Origin of the sequence: Halpernia sp. (genome assembly GCF_048269545.1) — a bacterium.
Taxonomy (GTDB): Bacteria; Bacteroidota; Bacteroidia; order Flavobacteriales; family Weeksellaceae; genus Halpernia.
This window is the reverse complement of sequence record NZ_JBLXIJ010000001.1, coordinates 467,577-485,679: the sequence shown is the minus strand read 5'-3', so window position 1 is coordinate 485,679 and position 18,103 is coordinate 467,577. Positions and strand designations below refer to the sequence as shown.

At 30.7% G+C, this 18,103-nt stretch carries 19 protein-coding genes and 1 pseudogene; 11 read left to right on the top strand and 9 right to left on the bottom strand.

Annotated elements, in window-relative coordinates:
• Positions 1-55 precede the first annotated feature (55 nt).
• The 3 genes from ACN0WB_RS02190 to rnpA are packed head-to-tail and all read left to right on the top strand — an operon-like array spanning position 56 to position 1,778.
• On the top strand, positions 56-682 hold the full coding sequence (locus ACN0WB_RS02190; RefSeq protein ID WP_417428378.1) for a TatD family hydrolase: 627 nt from the start codon (positions 56-58) through the stop codon (positions 680-682).
• 5 nt (positions 683-687) lie between these two features.
• On the top strand, positions 688-1,416 hold the full coding sequence (locus ACN0WB_RS02185; protein ID WP_417428376.1) for a ThiF family adenylyltransferase: 729 nt from the start codon (positions 688-690) through the stop codon (positions 1,414-1,416).
• Between the two features lie 2 nt (positions 1,417-1,418).
• On the top strand, positions 1,419-1,778 hold the full coding sequence (gene rnpA, locus ACN0WB_RS02180) for a ribonuclease P protein component (protein ID WP_417428374.1): 360 nt from the start codon (positions 1,419-1,421) through the stop codon (positions 1,776-1,778).
• Positions 1,779-1,785: 7 nt separating this feature from the next.
• On the opposite strand, the gene ACN0WB_RS02175 is transcribed toward rnpA, so the two are convergent.
• The 8 genes from ACN0WB_RS02175 to ACN0WB_RS02140 form a co-directional block, all read right to left on the bottom strand.
• Positions 1,786-3,342 carry a hypothetical protein gene (locus ACN0WB_RS02175; protein WP_417428372.1) on the bottom strand — a complete coding sequence of 519 codons (1,557 nt, stop codon included), beginning with the start codon at positions 3,340-3,342 and terminating at the stop codon, positions 1,786-1,788.
• Positions 3,342-3,884: an LptE family protein gene (locus tag ACN0WB_RS02170; RefSeq protein ID WP_417428751.1), complete on the bottom strand. Its 543-nt coding sequence runs from the start codon at positions 3,882-3,884 to the stop codon at positions 3,342-3,344. The genes ACN0WB_RS02175 and ACN0WB_RS02170 overlap by 1 nt, the downstream gene beginning before the upstream one ends.
• Before the next feature lie 51 nt (positions 3,885-3,935).
• A complete protein-coding gene (locus tag ACN0WB_RS02165; RefSeq protein WP_417428370.1) occupies positions 3,936-5,222 on the bottom strand; it encodes a sigma-54 interaction domain-containing protein in 1,287 nt (428 codons plus the stop codon).
• A 177-nt stretch (positions 5,223-5,399) separates the two neighbouring features.
• Complete coding sequence (gene miaB / locus ACN0WB_RS02160; RefSeq protein WP_417428368.1) at positions 5,400-6,836, bottom strand: tRNA (N6-isopentenyl adenosine(37)-C2)-methylthiotransferase MiaB; 1,437 nt, start codon at positions 6,834-6,836, stop codon at positions 5,400-5,402.
• A 229-nt stretch (positions 6,837-7,065) separates the two neighbouring features.
• Positions 7,066-7,788 carry an energy transducer TonB gene (locus tag ACN0WB_RS02155; RefSeq protein ID WP_417428366.1) on the bottom strand — a complete coding sequence of 241 codons (723 nt, stop codon included), beginning with the start codon at positions 7,786-7,788 and terminating at the stop codon, positions 7,066-7,068.
• 1 nt (position 7,789) lies between these two features.
• Positions 7,790-9,025: a diaminopimelate decarboxylase gene (gene lysA / locus ACN0WB_RS02150; protein WP_417428749.1), complete on the bottom strand. Its 1,236-nt coding sequence runs from the start codon at positions 9,023-9,025 to the stop codon at positions 7,790-7,792.
• 13 nt (positions 9,026-9,038) lie between these two features.
• Entirely contained in the window at positions 9,039-10,268 is a 1,230-nt protein-coding gene (locus ACN0WB_RS02145; protein WP_417428364.1) for a PolC-type DNA polymerase III, read from the bottom strand.
• Between the two features lie 72 nt (positions 10,269-10,340).
• On the bottom strand, positions 10,341-11,861 hold the full coding sequence (locus ACN0WB_RS02140; protein ID WP_417428362.1) for a helicase HerA-like domain-containing protein: 1,521 nt from the start codon (positions 11,859-11,861) through the stop codon (positions 10,341-10,343).
• A gap of 271 nt (positions 11,862-12,132) precedes the next feature.
• Between ACN0WB_RS02140 and ACN0WB_RS02135 the strand changes: the two genes are divergently transcribed.
• The 7 genes from ACN0WB_RS02135 (at position 12,133) to trxA (ending at position 15,852) form a co-directional block, all read left to right on the top strand.
• Positions 12,133-12,513, top strand: coding sequence for a sulfite exporter TauE/SafE family protein (locus ACN0WB_RS02135; protein ID WP_417428360.1), 381 nt, complete (start codon positions 12,133-12,135; stop codon positions 12,511-12,513).
• A 15-nt stretch (positions 12,514-12,528) separates the two neighbouring features.
• A complete protein-coding gene (locus tag ACN0WB_RS02130; protein WP_417428358.1) occupies positions 12,529-13,935 on the top strand; it encodes an MBL fold metallo-hydrolase in 1,407 nt (468 codons plus the stop codon).
• Between the two features lie 119 nt (positions 13,936-14,054).
• On the top strand, positions 14,055-14,348 hold the full coding sequence (locus ACN0WB_RS02125; RefSeq protein WP_417428356.1) for a cupin domain-containing protein: 294 nt from the start codon (positions 14,055-14,057) through the stop codon (positions 14,346-14,348).
• 1 nt (position 14,349) lies between these two features.
• A complete protein-coding gene (locus tag ACN0WB_RS02120; protein WP_417428354.1) occupies positions 14,350-14,973 on the top strand; it encodes a methyltransferase domain-containing protein in 624 nt (207 codons plus the stop codon).
• Position 14,974: 1 nt separating this feature from the next.
• The gene (locus ACN0WB_RS02115) at positions 14,975-15,289 is read left to right on the top strand and encodes a rhodanese-like domain-containing protein (RefSeq protein WP_417428352.1); all 315 of its coding nucleotides are present in this window, start codon (positions 14,975-14,977) and stop codon (positions 15,287-15,289) included.
• A 4-nt stretch (positions 15,290-15,293) separates the two neighbouring features.
• Positions 15,294-15,488 carry a hypothetical protein gene (locus tag ACN0WB_RS02110; protein WP_417428350.1) on the top strand — a complete coding sequence of 65 codons (195 nt, stop codon included), beginning with the start codon at positions 15,294-15,296 and terminating at the stop codon, positions 15,486-15,488.
• A gap of 64 nt (positions 15,489-15,552) precedes the next feature.
• On the top strand, positions 15,553-15,852 hold the full coding sequence (gene trxA, locus ACN0WB_RS02105; RefSeq protein WP_417428348.1) for a thioredoxin: 300 nt from the start codon (positions 15,553-15,555) through the stop codon (positions 15,850-15,852).
• A gap of 161 nt (positions 15,853-16,013) precedes the next feature.
• Here trxA and ACN0WB_RS02100 read toward each other — a convergent pair whose 3' ends face one another.
• Positions 16,014-16,811, bottom strand: a complete 798-nt coding sequence (locus ACN0WB_RS02100; protein ID WP_417428346.1) for a DUF2797 domain-containing protein — start codon at positions 16,809-16,811, stop codon at positions 16,014-16,016.
• A gap of 260 nt (positions 16,812-17,071) precedes the next feature.
• Here ACN0WB_RS02100 and ACN0WB_RS02095 point away from each other — a divergent pair.
• Positions 17,072-18,096, top strand: a pseudogene (locus ACN0WB_RS02095) (GDP-mannose 4,6-dehydratase).
• Positions 18,097-18,103 lie beyond the last annotated feature (7 nt).

Below are 18,103 nucleotides of genomic sequence, written 5' to 3'. Positions count from 1 at the left end.
AATATAAAAATAAACATACGTTTAAATTGAAATTAGTTTTTTTTATCTTTGGTTTATGACGTATTTCAATTTTCATCATCATTTCCCTGAAAAATTTGGAATTTATAATCTATATTTTGAAGAAAAAATTCCTAATACTTTATTTTCGGCAGGAGTTCATCCAAAAGATATTTTGAAAGATTTTGAATCCCAACTTTCCTGGTTAACAAAAATTGCCACACATAAAAACTGCTTTGCAATTGGAGAATGCGGATTAGATAGTTTGGTTGAAACAGATTTAGAACTTCAAAAGGAAGTGTTTTTAAAACAAATTAATTTGGCCAATAAATTAAAAAAACCTTTAATAATCCATTGCGTGAGACAATTTCAAGAACTATCAAACTTTAAGAAAAACGCAACAGTTCCCATGATTATTCATGGTTTTAATAAACGTGAAAGTATTGGAACTGAACTTTTAGAAAAAGGTTTTTATTTTAGTTTTGGGAAATCTCTTCTTCAAAACGTAGATTTGCAATTATTTTTTAAAAGTCTTCCTTTAGATAAAATCTTTTTAGAAACAGATACGGCAGAAATTGATATTGCAGAAATCTATCAGAAAGCAGCAGAAATTAAAAATATTTCGATTAAAAAATTAGATGAAATTATTAAGGGAAATTTAGAAAAAATAGGGTTAAATATTTAAAATTTATGGATAAAAATTGGCTTGAAAGAACAGAACTTTTAATTACGAAAAACGGAATTAATACACTAAAAAAAGCAAATATTTTAGTTGTTGGTTTAGGCGGAGTTGGTTCTTTTGCGGCAGAATTTTTAGTAAGAGCTGGAATCGGAAATATCACAATTGTTGATGGAGATACTGTGGATTTAACTAATATTAATCGGCAACTTCCGGCGCTTCATTCAACATTGGGAAAAGAAAAAGCTGATGTAATGGAAAATCGTTTGAAAGATATTAATCCAGAAATAAAAATTTCTAAAATAAACCAATTTCTTAACCCACCAGAAATGGTAGAATTAATAGAAAATCAGAGTTTTGATTACATTGTAGATTGTATCGATAGTTTAAGTCCAAAAGTGGAATTATTGAAAATTGCAAAGCGTAAAAAAATAAAAATTGTGAGTTGTATGGGCGCAGGTGGAAAATTGGATTCAAGTAAAATAATTGTGCGTGACATAAGCAAAACCAACCATTGTCTTCTTGCAAAACAAGTAAGAAAACGCTTGAAAAAAGAAAAAATAAATAAAGGAATTCGTTGTGTTTTTTCCACAGAAATACAAAATGAAGATAGTTTACTTTTAACCGATGGAAGTAATTATAAACGTTCTTTTTATGGTACAATTAGTTATATTCCTGCCCTTTTCGGTTTGTTCGCCGCGGCAGAAGTTATCCAGTTTTTAATTAAAAAAGCTAAATAATTTTGAAGAATTTCGGTTATCCAAAAGTAGAAAAACTAAAACAAAAAAAAGAAATTTCGCTTTTATTTGAAAAGGGAAAATGGCAAACGTGTGGAAATTTAAGAATTATTTTTTTAAAAGAAAATTTAACCGAAAATCTCCAATTTGGTGTTTCTGTTTCTAAACGATTTTACAAAAAAGCTGTAGATAGAAATCGCATAAAAAGACTTCTGAGAGAAGCTTTTCGTTTAAATAAGAACAATTTCACAGAGGCTTTCGGAACAAATTCTTCTGCGATGTTATTTTATATTTCACCAACAAAACCGAAACATTATTCTGAAATTGAAGCTAATTTTTTGAAACTTTGTGAACAGAAAAAGTAAACCCAATTTAATTTTTTTGGTTTTTTAATTCCTTTATTTGCTTCAATTTTTCCTCAAATTTTTCTTTTTTCTCAGGTTCTTTCTCTATTAAAAGTTCAAAAGCTTTTTGCGCTTTTGCATATAGTTTTTGATCCAAATATAAATTCGCTAAAGTTTCTGTCATAAGATGCGAAATATTGTCGCCTTTATCTTTTACTGTAAAATTGGATTCTTCTTTTAATCGAGAAATTTTCGGTTCTTTTTCAATGAATTTCTCTATGGCTTTTTGCTTAATGTTTTCTTTTGGAACAGAAGTTTCTGGTTTTAATTTCAACCAACTTTGCCAAGTATTTATAAAAATAGGAACGTTACTTTTGTCATCATCTGAAGTATTTTCTGTGCTATCCGATTTTTTTTCTTCATTAATTTCCTCCACTTTTGAACCAAAAAAAGACATTTTAATTTCAGGAAATTCTTCTGGTTTTTCTGCAATTTCTTCTTCGGAAATCTCTGCTGATTCTTCAAATTCGGGTTTTTCAACTTTTAAAGGATTTGAATTATGATTCACAAAACTCATAGGTTTCCAAGTGGGATTTTCTGTAATTTCTTCTTTTTGTTCTACTAAATTTTCCTTTGGCTTTTCTTGTTCTACAATATTTTCCGGTGTTTCTTCGTGAGAAATTCCTGTAAAATCTAAAGAATAATTATTTTCAAAATCTTCATCTTTCTCACTTTTTTTCGCAGAAGATTTTTTCATTTTTGCTTCCACTTCTGCAATTAATTTTTGCATTTCCAATTCGTGCTTGCTTATTTTATTTTCTGCAATAAAATATGGAACACTTTCTTTTTTTACTTCAATTTTTACTTCTGAAAGAAATTCTTGAGAGCCATGAAAACTTAATTGTGACGGATTTTCTATAATGTTTTCTTCCGTTTTAATTTCATCTTCATCAATCACGGTTTCTGTGGTAAACTTTCGTGTTCCTTCAAAATAATCACCAGAATTATTTTCTTTCCCTACAAAATTTGGGACGTTTTCTTTTTCAGCAATCACTATATTTCCAGATTCTTTCGTCGCTTCTAAATCAATCGCTAATGTTTCTTCATTTAGAAAATCTTCTTCTCCTTCAAATAAAATTCTATTGAGTTCACCGTTAACAAAAACTTCTTTTGGAGATTCCTTTGGAGAAATTTTTATTTCTTGAAACTTAGTTTCTGGAGTCGCAATTAGTTTTTCTACTTTAGAAATGGGTTCATTTTCTTTAATAATTTCTTCTTTTTCATTTTTTGGGAATGAGAAATCTTCTGAAAATGCATTTTCGTTATTTTCTTTAGAAGCAAAATTATCTTGAACCTTTTTTTGATGAATTAAATGATATAAAATCTTTTTATCTGTTGTGAAAGCAGCAGTTTCAGACAATTTTGCATTGTATAAATCTTCTTTAAAACGATGTGTTGCAAGAAGTTGAACTGCACGAAAACTTTGTGCAAAAGGATTTTTTGAAATTTCTTTTTCTAAAATCTCAATATCCGTTAAAACTAATAATTCTGGGTTTTTTAATATTTCTAAAAGTCTATTATTCATTACCAATTGGCTACAATATCGTTAAAAATTTTATTAATAATTCTCTCATTTACCAATTTCACTTGTGAAGTTTCTATTTGATTAATGTCTAAATCACTACTAAAAACGGCTTCATCAGAATAAGTGCGGTCAAAACTTTTTGATTCTTCTCCTTTTACATGATTTTCATAATGCACTTGAACTGTGATAGTTAATTTATTTTGTGCCGCTTGTAAATTTCCTCCAGTTGCTTCTACAGGCGAAGAAATTGTGGTTGGTGAAATAGTATAATCTGTAATTTGACCTTGAATTAAAATATCTGGATTCGTTTTGGTACCTTTTAAAGTTGTTCTTTGTAAAAATCTGTTTTGAATGTCTGTAGAAAATTGTTGTGATAAATTTGGATTTTGCAAAGCTGAATTATTTGGAAATTCATCAATCTGAACCGTTTTAGTTTCAGGGCTTAAAGAAGAACCCGTGAAACTGTAACAATTTTGAAGGAAAAAGGAAAAAGTTAAAAGGAAAAAGATTTGCGCAAAATTATGCGTAAAAAAGGGTTTCATTGAATCTTTAAGTCTATTATATCTCATCTAATATCTTTTGTATGTTTAGAATTATTCTTCTAAATTGTATTGTTTTATTTTTCTGTACAAAGTTCTTTGCGAAATACCCAATTCATTTGCGGCTTTATTTCTTCGTCCTTTGTGCTTTTCAAGTGCTTTTACAATTAGTTCTCTTTCATTATTTTGCAAAGAAAGTGAGTCTGTTTTTGGTTCTTCAATTTCAATATCTTCTACTTCTTCGTAATTATCGGTTTCTTTTGAAAGATTATTTTGATTATTAAAATTATTAGATTGGTTTGAATTTTCAAAATACAACAAAGAATTTGCATTTTGATGCGAAGCTTCTCCTGTATAAATTCTGTTTATCAGATTTTTTTCTTGATGGCTAAAATCTTCATTTGTTCGGTTTTTAATGAGTTCCGAAGTTAAAGATTTTAAATCATTTAAATCGTTACGCATATCAAACAAAATTTTGTACATAATCTCTCTTTCCGAATTAAATTCTGAAGAAGAATTTGAAGAAGAATTTTTATTAATAACTGCAGGAAGTTGATTTTGAATTGGGATATATTCTGCTAATTTCACTGCATTTATTTCTCTATTCTTTTCTACAACGGTCATTTGTTCAACTAAATTTCGCAATTGTCTGATGTTTCCAGGAAAATTATAATTTTCTAAATATTGAACTGCATCGTCTGTCAATTTCAATTCTGGCATTCTATATTTTTCAGCAAAATCAATAGCAAATTTTCTAAACAAAAGATGAATATCGCCTTTTCTTTCTCTCAAAGCAGGCATATCAATTTGTACAGTATTTAAACGGTAATATAAATCTTCACGAAATCTTCCGTCATTTATTGCTTTCAACATATTTACATTAGTTGCAGCAACAATTCTCACATTTGTTTTTTGAATTTGTGAAGAACCAACTTTCATAAATTCACCACTTTCTAAAACTCTCAAAAGACGGACTTGTGTTTGCAAAGGCAATTCCCCTACCTCATCAAGAAAAATTGTTCCGCCATCTGCAACTTCAAAATAGCCTTTTCTGGTGGAAGTTGCACCGGTAAAAGCACCTTTTTCATGACCAAATAATTCAGAATCTATTGTTCCTTCTGGAATTGCACCGCAATTTACAACAATGTAAGGTTGATGTTTTCTGCGAGATTCCCCATGAATAATTTTCGGGATAAATTCTTTCCCAACTCCAGATTCTCCCATTACTAAAACGGAAATATCAGTTGGCGCAACTTGCACGGCTTTTTCTAAGGCACGGTTTAAAACGGGATAATTCCCAATAATTCCGAAACGTGTTTTTATAGATTGTAAGTCTGTCATATTTAATAGAATTCAGATACGTTTTAGTCTAATGATTTTTTAAAAAACTTCTTAGTTTTAACAACTTTGCAGCCCGGCTTGAACGGAAATCCTTTTGCCTCTTATTAATCTTCAATAAAAAAAAATTTCGAAGGCAAAAGATTGGGAGTGGAAGACGGAAAAGCTGCCCAAATAATTTTACAAAACCGTTTCTCCCAAAAGCGTGCCTTGAGTATTTCCGTGGACAAAAACTGAAACTTTGTCGCCTAATTTTTGACCATCCAATTTATCAAAAACACAAACCGCATTTTGGGAATTTCTTCCTTTCCATTGGTTTTTATTCTTTTTGGAAATGCCTTCAATTAAAATTTCGTGAATTTTCCCAACATAACCTTCCATTCTTTTTCGGGACAATTCGCCTTGCAAAGCAATGACCTCTGCTAATCTTCTTTGTTTGATATCTGCAGGAATATTGTCTTCCATTTTTTTGTGAGCCGGTGTTCCGGGACGTTCGGAGTAAGAAAACATATATCCATAATCATATTCTACTTCGCGCATTAAACTCAAAGTTTGTTGATGATCTTCTTCGGTTTCGCCACAAAAACCAACCATCATATCTTGTGAAAAAGAAATATCTGGAACAATTTCTTTGGCTTTTTTTATCAATTCTAAATACTCTTCGCGCGTGTGTTGTCGGTTCATTTTTCGCAAAATTTCATTGCTTCCACTTTGTACCGGAAGATGAACGTATTTACAGATATTGTTGTGTTTGGCAATCATTCTAAAGACATCTAAATCCATATCTTGCGGATTTGACGTGGAAAATCTTATGCGCATTTCTGGAACAGCGAGTGCTACTAAATCCAATAATTTCGCAAAATTTACTGCAGTTAATTGTTGCATTTCTGTCGCTTTGTTAAAATCTTTTTTCGGACCGCCGCCAAACCATAAATAAGAATCTACATTTTGACCTAAAAGCGTAATTTCTTTATAGCCATTTTCTGCTAAATTTATACATTCTTTAATAATAGAATGCGGATCTCTACTTCTCTCACGACCTCTGGTAAAAGGAACGACGCAAAAAGTACACATATTATCACAACCGCGCGTTATCGTCACAAAAGCAGTGACGCCGTTTCCACCGAGACGAACTGGATTAATATCTCCGTAAGTTTCTTCTTTAGAAAGAATCACATTTATAGCGTCTCTTCCATCATCTGTTTCTTTTAAAAGATTTGGTAAATCTCTGTAAGCATCTGGTCCGACAACTAAATCTACCAATTGTTCCTCTTCTAAAAATTTGGTTTTTAAGCGTTCTGCCATACAACCCAAAACACCAACTGTGATGCTTGGTTTTTGTTTCTTTAAATTTTTGAATTGCGACAAACGCATTCTCACGGTTTGCTCCGCTTTTTCCCGAATGGAACACGTATTTAATAAGATTAAATCTGCTTCTTCTAAATTATTTGTGGTGTTATAACCGTTATCATTTAAAATTGAAGCGACAATCTCTGAATCGGAGAAATTCATTTGACAGCCGTAACTTTCCAAAAATAATTTTTTGGTGTTTTCTGGTTTTTCTGCGATGGCGATTGCTTCTCCTTGTTTGGTTTCGTCTATGTATTTTTCTTGCACTTTTTCTTAGATATTAGATATTAGAGGTTAGATTTTAGACTAAGCTCTAAAAAAATTATTCTGCAAAGATAGAAAAATTAGGACAGAATGGCAGAAAAAATTAATTATTCTTCGTTAAAATTGTGAGTTATAAGAAGTTTAGTTTTTATAGGAATACCTTGAAAAGACGCAGTATTCCATTTTTGATTAAGACTTTCAATAATTTGTAAAAATTCCCTTCTAAAGAAGATCAGTATTGAGATTGAAAAGCTAATGGCAATCTAAAATTTGATGCAATTGGGACATCAAAAGATTTCGCCGGAGTCCATTTATTTCGAATTCCTTTTATACCAGAAATTACCATTTTATCAAATTCTGGCAAACCAGAAGATTCTGCAAGTTCTACGTTGCTCATTTTTCCATCTGCTTCAATTGTAAAAGTAACAACAAGTCTGAAAGTACCATCGAAAGTAAATCTACTAAGATTTATATTTTGAAAAACCTTTTTTCTAAACTGGTTCATTCCGCCATCGTATGAAGCATTTTCGAAATTTTTAAACGGGTAATATCCATCATTATAATTGGCGAAAAGTTGAGAAGGAATCATATAATATCCAGTTTGAGCAATTACTTTTTTATTATCTACAGTCGCAGGAATCCAACCATGAAGATATTTTGCAACTTCTCTCGATAAATCAAAAGCACATTTATTTTTAATTGCGTTTTCTGGATTTAGATCTTTTACATATTTTATAGAATTATCGGGATATACTAAAATATGCAAATTATAATATTCATTTTTATTGTCACAAGGTTTAAGATTTTTATCAATTATAATTTGATGAATATCTCTAAATAACTGAATTTCGCCTCCTTCATAAGGTTTTTGCTCTTCTGGATATTTTTCTAAAACATCTTGTGAGAAGCTTAGAATTGAAATTAAAATAAAGAAAAGTGCAACAATTTTTTTCATATTAAATCACTTCAATTTGATTTCTCAATAAATCTTCAAACTCATCTCTTTTTCTAATTAAATGTGCTTTTCCGTCGAGAAATAAAACTTCCGCAGGTTTCAATCGAGAGTTAAAATTAGAACTCATTTCAAATCCATAAGCTCCTGCATTTCTAAAAACTAAAATATCGTGTTCCCGAACTTCATTTAATTTTCTGTCCCACGCAAAAGTATCGGTTTCACAGATGTTTCCGACAACTGTGTAAATTCTTTCCGCACCTTTTGGATTAGAAAGATTTTCTATTTTATGGTAAGAATCGTAAAACATTGGGCGAATTAAATGGTTAAAACCAGAATTTATGCCCACAAAAGTTGTCGCAGTTGTTGGTTTTATCACATTAGAATTAACTAAAAAATGTCCACTTTCACTCACTAAAAATTTTCCTGGTTCAAACCAAAGTTGCAATTTTTTGCCTTGCTCTTTATTAAAATCAGCTAAAGCTTTTTCTACTTTTTTTCCTAAAGATTTCACATCTGTTTCTTCTTCAGAATCTTGATATGGAACTTTGAATCCACTTCCCATATCCAAATATTTTAAATCTGGAAAATGTTCTGCTATTTCAAATAAAATTTCTAAACCTTGTACAAAAACATCCACATCTTTTATTTCACTTCCCGTGTGCATGTGAAGTCCATTCACACAAAGATTTGTAGATTTCATTACGCGTTCAATATGACGCAGTTGATGAATAGAAATTCCAAATTTAGAATCAATATGTCCCGTTGAAATTTTATAATTTCCCCCTGCAAAAATGTGTGGATTTATTCTTACGAAAATGGGATAAGAATTTCCGAATTTATTTCCAAATTGTTCTAAAATAGAAATATTATCAATATTTACGTGAACTTTCAATGCAACTGCCTCTTCAATTTCACTAAAATCAACACAGTTTGGTGTAAATAAAATTCGATCTGCATCAAACCCCGCCTTCAAACCTAGCTTCACTTCATTAATGGAAACACAATCCAAAGACGCGCCTAAACTTTCAATATATTTTAGAATATTAATATTTGTTAAAGCCTTTGCAGCATAGAAAAAACGAGTACTCTTGGTAAAAGATCCCGTTAATTTTTGGTATTGTGTTTTGATGGATTCCGCATCATAAACGTAAGTTGGCGTGCCAAATTCTGTGGCGATTTTTAGTAAATCTTTGTTGGTCATTTTAATTTTATGGGATTTTAACTGCGCAAATTTAATTTAAATTTTAAAATTAATTTGCATTTGGTAAAGCTTCAATTTTAAAGTAATTTTTGAGAAGAGCTAATTTTAAATAATTTTCTAACAATTTAGGTTCAAATGAAATGTCAATTTTTAGTTTATCAATTTTATCTCTTGATTTTATTTGATGATACAATTCATAAAAACCATAACTTTTTAACGCGCCGTTTTCAATAATTAAAAAAGATTTTTCGCCTAAAGTTCTACCTTCAGAAAGCCAAAGTTCGTTTCTATTTTCTAAATTTATTTCGTTTGTAAAATTTTCAAAATCTTGAAATTCTGTTTTTTCTTCTATATATTTTAAGACTTTTGAAGCCTGAGAAAAAGTCTTTAATTTTAATAAAGGTTTTATTTTTTTTATAGAACTTAATCTTTTAATCACATATTTTTCATTGATAAAAAATAATCCAAAAAGTGCGTGTTCATCTTTGGTGATTTTTTTATTGAGCATCATTATTCTTGCAAGAACTTCATTCCCAACTAATTCATAATGAATTTGTGAAGTTAATTGCTGGATGTGATTCCATTTCTTTGCTTTTGAATTTAGAAAACTTTTTGAAGTTCTGTATAAATCTGTCACGAAATCGACATACAATAATTTACCGTTTTCATCTTGAAAATAAACCAATCCTTTTTTGGAAGGTAGATTTTCAATTAATTTTTTAATCTTATTTAATTCAGATTTTGAGCGTGCTTCTTCTTGTTGTTTTTGTATAATTTCTGCGGATTGATCTTTTAACATTAATAATTTAAACAAATCTAAAGTTGCTCTTGCATCGCCTCCTGCTCTATGTTTTTCAGTTAAAGGAATACCAATTGATTTACAAAGTTTACTTAAAGAATAACTTTTTTCATCGGGAATTAATTTTCTGGCGAGAGGAATTGTATCAATCGTTTCACGCTCAAAATCAAAACCTAAAGCAGCAAAAGATTGTCGCAACATTCTGTAATCAAACTCCACATTATGACCAACTATGGTTGAATTTTCTGTGATTTCTACAATTCTTTTTGCAATTTCGTGGAATTTTGGCGCTGTTCGCACCATATTTTGAGTAATTCCTGTTAATTTTTGAACGTAAGGCGTAATCTCACTTTGCGGATTTACTATTGAAATAAATTGATCTAAAATTTGATGTCCATCAAATTTATAAATTGCAATTTCCGTAATCTGTTCTTCTCGAAAAGCACCGCCATTGCTTTCTATGTCTATAATTGAGTACATTTTCTTATTTAAAAACGCTGCAAATTTATAAATAATTTGCAGCGTAATTTTTAAATTATTTAATTTAGATTTTTATCTTCTCTTTCCAGTTAACATTCCCAAAACAAATTTTGCGCCTTCTCGCGCCAAAGTTGACATAAAGTTTTGTCCAGCGCGGCTTCCAATCACTTCTTGCAAAACACTCGGTTGTGCTTTCGTAACGGTTGCTTTTACAGAAGGAGCAGCTTCTTGTACCGCTTGTTCCATTCTATTTGTAAGCATTTCGTACGCAGAATCTTTATTAACTGTTTGTTCATATTTTTGAACTAAAGCAGAATTACTCGTTAAAGTTGAAACTTCTGCGTCAGATAAAACGTCCATTCTACTTTCGGGAGAAATTAAAAAAGTATGAACCAACGGCGTCGGAATTCCTTTTTCATCCAATGCCGTGATAAATGCTTCACCAATTCCCAGATTTTGAATCAATTGACCTGCGTTATAATATTCTGTTATTGGATAATTTTCTACCGCTTTACTTATTTCTTTTCTGTCGTTTGCTGTAAAACCTCGCAAAGCATGCTGAATTTTCATACCCAGTTGGCTTAAAACGTTTTCAGGAACGTCGCCTGGAACTTGCGTAATAAAATAAATTCCGACACCTTTTGAGCGAATGAGTTTTACCATCGTTTCAATTTGCGCTAATAAAGTTTTTGAAGCTTCATTAAAAATTAGATGAGCTTCATCAATAAACATTACAAATTTTGGTTTTCCAGTATCGCCTTCTTCAGGAAAAGTCATATAAATTTCCGCAAAAAGAGAAAGCATAAAGGTAGAAAACAGTTGTGGTTGACTTTGAATATTTCCCACTCTCAAAATATTGACAACGCCTTTTCCGTCGCGAGTTTTCAACAAATCATTGACATCAAAACTGGGTTCTCCGAAAAATTCTGTTGCGCCTTGTTGTTCTAAAGCGACAATTGAGCGTAAAATCGCACCCAAAGAAGCGGGCGAAATAGAACCGTAATTTTGTTTTAAATCTGCTTTTCCTTGGTCATTATCAGTTAAAAATTGTAAAAGTTTTTTTAAATCTTCTAAATCAATTAACGGCAAACCTTTATCATCTGAATATTTAAAAACAATAGACATAATGCTACTTTGTGTATCATTTAAATTTAAAATTTTACTTAAAAGCAAAGGTCCAAATTCCGTTACAGTGGCGCGAAGTTTTACTCCTTTTTCTCCCGAAATTGTCATTAATTCTACTGGGAAACTTTGTGCTTTATAAGGCAATCCAGTTTTAGCATATCTGTCTTTTATAATTGGAATGTCGGAACCGGGTTCTGCAATTCCAGAAAAATCACCTTTTACGTCCAAAACTAAACTTGGAATTCCTTTATGTGACAATTGTTCTGCGAAAACTTGCAAGGTTTTGGTTTTTCCTGTTCCGGTCGCACCTGCAATTAGGCCATGTCTGTTAATAGTTTTTAAAGGAATATTTATATCGACTTCTTTCACAACTTCTCCATCGAGCATTGCTTTTCCTAAAGTTATAAATTCACCTTTTGAAGTGTATCTCGTTGTTAATTCCTGAATAAATTTTTCTTTGTTCGCCATGTGGATTGTTTTGAAAGTTTAAATTTATGTAAAATTAAAATAAACTTTAAATTTTTTATTTTTAAACACAAACTGATTTACGTTAAACTTTGATAATATTAATTTTGCGCATTAAAAATTTTCTTGTTTTAAATTTTTAGGAGAAATTAAAATTAAATTATTAAATGTGATTTAGATTATATAAATTTTAATTTTTAAATCGCAATTTTGTATTAATATTAAATACTTCGTAAATTACAAAACCAACTGAGAAATATTTAAATTAAAAAAAATGGAAACACATCAAATTTTTTTTGTGATAATCATCGGAATTGTTGCAGGCGTTTTAAGCGGACTTTTAGGAATTGGAGGAGCCGTTTTAATTATTCCTGCTTTGGTTTTATTATTGGGATTTTCACAACAAACCGCACAAGGAACGACTTTATTAATGATGGTTCCACCAATTGGCGCACTTGCAGCATGGCAATATTATAAAGAAGGAACTGTAGATTTTAAAGTTGCAGGAATTTTAGCCGTCGGTTTTTTAGTGGGTGGTTATTTTGGCGGGAAATTTGCGAACCAAATTCCACAAGCGACTTTAAAAAAAATATTCGCGATTTTGCTTTTGGCCATTTCTTTAAAAATGTTGTTTTTAGATAAAGCTTTAAAATAATTTTAAAAAATTTTTATGAAAATAGAACAAATATATACCGGTTGTCTCGCACAAGGCGCATATTACATTGTCTCAGAAAATGAAGCTGCAATTGTGGATCCATTGCGCGAAATTCAACCCTATTTAGATCGATTAGAAAAAGACGGCGTAACTTTAAAATATATTTTTGAAACCCATTTCCATGCAGATTTTGTTTCGGGTCACGTAGATTTAGCAAAATCAACGGGCGCTTCAATTGTTTATGGACCAACTTCAGAAACTAATTTTGAAGTTATTGTAGCGAAAGATGAACAAATTTTCAATATTGGAAAAATTAAAATAAAAGTACTTCATACTCCAGGTCATACTTTAGAAAGTTGCACTTATTTAGTAATAGATGAAAACGGAAAAAACACTGCCATTTTTTCTGGTGACACTTTATTTTTAGGCGATGTTGGAAGACCAGATTTAGCACAAAAAATTGGAAGTATTACAAGGGAAGATTTAGCTGGAATGCTTTATGAAAGTTTAGAAACAAAAATAAAACCTTTAGCGGACGAAGTTGTTGTTTATCCAGCTCATGGAGCAGGTTCTGCTTGCGGAAAAAATATGCAAAAAGAAACAGTGGATACTTTGGGAAATCAAAAGAAAACAAATTATGCTTTAAATCAACCCAATAAAGAAAGTTTTATAAAAGAAGTTTTGGATGGTTTAACTGCGCCACCAAAATATTTCGGTATGAATGTGGCGATGAATAAAGGCGGTTACGAAAGTTTCGAAACGGTTTTAAATAAAGGAAAAAATCCAATTTCAGTAGAAGATTTTGAAATGGTTGCACAAGAAACTAACGCTGTAATTTTAGACACCAGAAGTGCAGCAGATTTTTACAAAGGATTTGTTCCAAACGCGATTAACATTGGTTTAAAAGGAGATTTCGCACCATGGGTTGGTTCTATGTTAGTTGATGTAAAACATCCGATTTTATTAATTTCAGATGAAAACACAGAAGAAGAAGTAATTACACGACTTTCTAGAGTTGGTTTTGATAATGTAATCGGTTATTTAAAAGGAAGTTTTGAAGCTTGGAAAAATTCTGGAAAAGAAGTAGATAAAGTTAACCGAATTTCGGCAGAAGATTTTGAAAATCAATATAAAGATAATTCAATAGTAATCGATGTTCGAAAAGAATCTGAGTATGAAGCAGCGCACGTAAATGAAGCTTTTAGCAAACCTCTTTCTAATATCTCTGAATGGATTTACACAATAAATTCTGAAGATAAATTTTTCATTCATTGTGCGGGAGGTTACAGAAGTATGATTGCAGCAAGTATCTTGCAAAGTCGCGGCATTAGAAATTTCGCGGAAATTGAAGGTGGTTTTAATAAAATAAAAGAAACTTCCATCCCTAAAAGTAATTTTGTTTGCCAATCGAAAACACTATAATGATTTAACTTAAAGTCTCTGAAATTCTAAAATAAAAGTAAAAACTTTTATAAGTAATTTTTTAAATTTTCAAGTCTCAAATCTAAAATCTAAAATCTCAAGTCTAAAATCTAATTAAAATGAACATTATAGAAAATAAAAACTGGACGAATAAACCAGAAGTTACAATCATTAAAAAAACGGAGAAAGTAAAACAATTTGCAGTTGCATTAGGGAAAAATGGCATTTTAAGTAAACACAAAGCAGCATTTCCAACGATGCTTATTGTACTCAAAGGTGAGATTAATTTTAATATTGAGAATCAAAATCACCATTTTAAAACATTTGACACTTATGAAATTCCAGTAAATGTGGAGCACGAAGTAACAGGTTTAATGGATGAAAATCTTTTTCTATTAACTCAAGAATTGTAAATTGAAAAATATAGTAAGTTGCGGAACCGTAAAAGAAGGTGAACTTTTAGACCAAAATTATTGGAATGAAAAATGGCTAAATCAAAAAATTGGATGGGATATTGGCTTTGTTTCGCCTGCAATTGCTTCATATTTTAAAAAAATTGCAGATAAAAATATAAGAATTTTAATTCCAGGTTGTGGAAATGCTTATGAAGCAGAGTTTCTCTTAGAAGAAGGTTTTACAGATATTTCTATTATTGATATTTCTCCAAAAGCATGTGATATTTTGAATAAAAAATTTAAAAATAATAAAGAAATAAAGATTTTCAGCGAAGACTTTTTTCAACATGAAGGAAATTATGATTTTATAATTGAACAAACTTTTTTCTGCGCCATTCCCACAATCAACAGAAATCAATACGCCAAGAAAACTGCAGAATTATTAGCGGAAAATGGTAAAATAATTGGTCTTTTGTTTAATCGAAACTTTGAACAAAAAGGTCCGCCTTTTGGCGGAAGTTCTGCGGAATATCAATTTATTTTTAAAAAATATTTTGAAATTATAAAAATGGAAGAATCTGTGAAAAGCATTTCGGAAAGACAAGGAATGGAATTGTTTATCAACCTTCAAAAATTAACTTAAAATGATAGAATTTTTTAAAAATCTTTTTGGTGGAAACACGGTAAGTTTCCCAGAATTAATGAAAAACGGTGCGCAAATTGTAGATGTACGTACAGAAACAGAATTCAATGGTGGTCATATTAGAAATTCTAAAAATATTCCATTGCAAAATTTATCTCAAAATTTGAATCAATTAAATAAAAATAAACCTATAATCACTTGTTGTGCAAGCGGAATGCGAAGTGCTTCTGCAAAATCTATTTTAGAAAAAAATGGGTTTATTGAAGTTCATAATGGAGGAGGTTGGAAAAGTTTGGAACAAAAAATATTAAAATAAGAAAATGAAAAAGCATTTATTTAGTTGGGATTTACGCCGAATTATTTATTTAATTGGTGGTTTATTCTTTATCGGTTTAGCCATAAAAGACCAGGTTTGGTGGATGGGTTTAATCGGAATTTATTACGCAGGAATGGCAATTTTTAAACTTGGTTGTGCTTCAGGAAATTGTGCAGTTCCTTTTACTGAAAAGAAATAAAATTAAATATAAAAATTGCTTTTCAGTCTCTCTTCTCAAATCTTTAATCTCATATCTCCAAAAAATGTCAACAAAATTTCAAGAATTGATACAATCTGAACGTCCCGTTCTAATTGATTTTTTCGCAACTTGGTGCGGTCCATGCAAAGTGCAATCTTCCGTTTTAAATACGGTAAAAGAAAATGTAGGCGAAAAAGCCAGAATTATAAAAATTGACATCGATCAATATCCAGCGATTGCCGCGCAATACGGCGTTCGCGGTGTTCCGACTTTAGCGGTTTTTAAAAATGGAGAATTGCTTTATAAAGAAAGCGGCGTTCATGATGTGAATCGCTTGACGGGTTTATTGAACTCTTATGTTTAAAATAATTTAAATAGAAGAAAATTAAAGCAATTCACTAAAAGGAAAAAATTACAGAAAATTTGTCACTCTTGAGAATTTCAACGCCAAAAGAAAGCAGCATTTAGTTTCCTATGGAATGACAAAAACACTTATAAAAAGGGAAAATAAGGTTTAAAAATAATCTATTTCTCCACTTCCAATTCCACCACAAAACCTTCATGACCTCGGATATTTATAAAATTTCCCCCTTCAAAATAAAGATATTGCCCTTTTATTCCTTTTAAAATTCCTTCAAATTCCGGGTTTTTATCTAATGTAAAAGAAGTGATTTTTTCCGGCGCTTCATAAGGAAAATCCAAACGCTCAACGTGGCCTTCATCAAAGTAGAAATTTTTAAATTCTTCGGGAAAATATTCTTTAACCTTATTTCTAAAATCTTTTAAATCCAAATCATCTTCAAAATCATCCTGCAGCATTTTCCGCCAATTGGTTTTATCCGCTAAATGTTCTTTCATTGCAACTTCTATCATTCCGGCTTCATAACGGTTTTTGGTTCTGGCAATTTCTAAAGCGAAAGTCGCACCTTGATCAATCCAACGTGTGGGAATTTGAGATTCCCGCGTAACGCCAACTTTGACGTCTCCAGTGTAAGCCAAATAAACAACGTGCGGTTTTAGCTGAATGCTTTCTTCCACGGCAAGATCGCGCTCACCAATTCCCAAATGTGCGGTTGAAAGTTCTGGTCTTATGATTGTTTCACTCGCATAAGGTGATTCAAAAAAGCAGTTTTTGCAAAATCCCATTCGGTAGACTTTCTGGTTTTTCCCGCAATTCACACATTCATAACCGATATGTTTTAGTCTTATTTTTTTATCAAATAATTTGTTGACGTGAACTAAATCGCCGGAAAGGTTGAGATAATATTGAATCGGTTTCCCATTTTCAGTAATCATTTTTAAAAGTTGCCCGGAGAATTTCATTTGATTTAATTTTGGTAAAAATAAGAATTTTGAAACGCACAACGCATATTTTTACCGCAAAAAAGGCAAAAGCGCAAAAAAAAATTAAGCAAATCAAAAGGTAGCAAAAGCAAAAAAATTTAAGTGACTTTTTGCAAACTTTTGAAATATTTTAAAAACGTAAAATCTTTTGTTTCTTTTGCGGTGAAATTTTTATAACTGTGGTAAAAGCGTACTTTTTACGTTTTGTTTTTCTTAATTTTGTGTTCTCAATTTCAATTATGAATTATCTCGTAACGGGCGGAAGTGGTTTTATCGGTTCACATTTAATAGAACAACTTTTAAAAAAAGGACATTCTGTCATTAACATTGACAATTTTGATGATTTCTATGATTATAAAATCAAAATAAAAAATACACTCGAATCTATTGGAAATACCGATAATTTCACTTTTAAAAATAAGAATTCTGATATTGAAAAATTAAAAAATTTAATTAATATTAACTATTATCTTTACTATCAAGACATCAGAGATTATGAAGGTTTAGAGGAGATTTTTAAATTTCATAAAATTGATTTAATTATCATCTCGCGGCTTTGGCCGGAGTCCGCCCCTCTATAGAAAGACCTTTAGAATATCAAGAAGTGAATATAAAAGGTACTCAAAATCTTTACGAACTTTGCGAAAAATTTAATATTAAGAGATTTGTTTGTGCGTCTTCTTCTAGTGTTTATGGAAATAGTACAAAAAATTCCTTCTCAGAATCTGATTGTGTAGATTTCCCTATTTCGCCTTATGCTGCAACTAAGAAATGTATTGAAATTTTGGGTCACGTTTACCATAATTTATATCAAATTAATATGATTCAGCTCCGTTTTTTTACGGTTTATGGACCGAGACAAAGACCAGATTTAGCTATTCATAAATTTTCTAAATTAATATCAAACGGCGAAGAAATTCCATTTTTTGGAGACGGTTCAACTGCAAGAGATTATACTTTTATTGATGATATTATTGATGGTGTTTTAAAATCCATCGTTTATTTAGAAGAAAATGAAAATGTATTTGAAATCATTAATCTAGGTGAAAGTGAAGTGATTACATTAAAGGAAATGATTTCCACTTTAGAAAATGCACTAAATCTAAAGGCTGAAATAAAACAACTTCCCATGCAGCAAGGAGATGTGAAAAGAACAAATGCCGATATTTCTAAAGCCAAAAAACTCTTAAAATTTGCGCCGCAAACAAACTTCCAAAATGGCATAAAAATCTTCGTGGAATGGTTTTTGAGAAATCGATTGTGATTTTTAA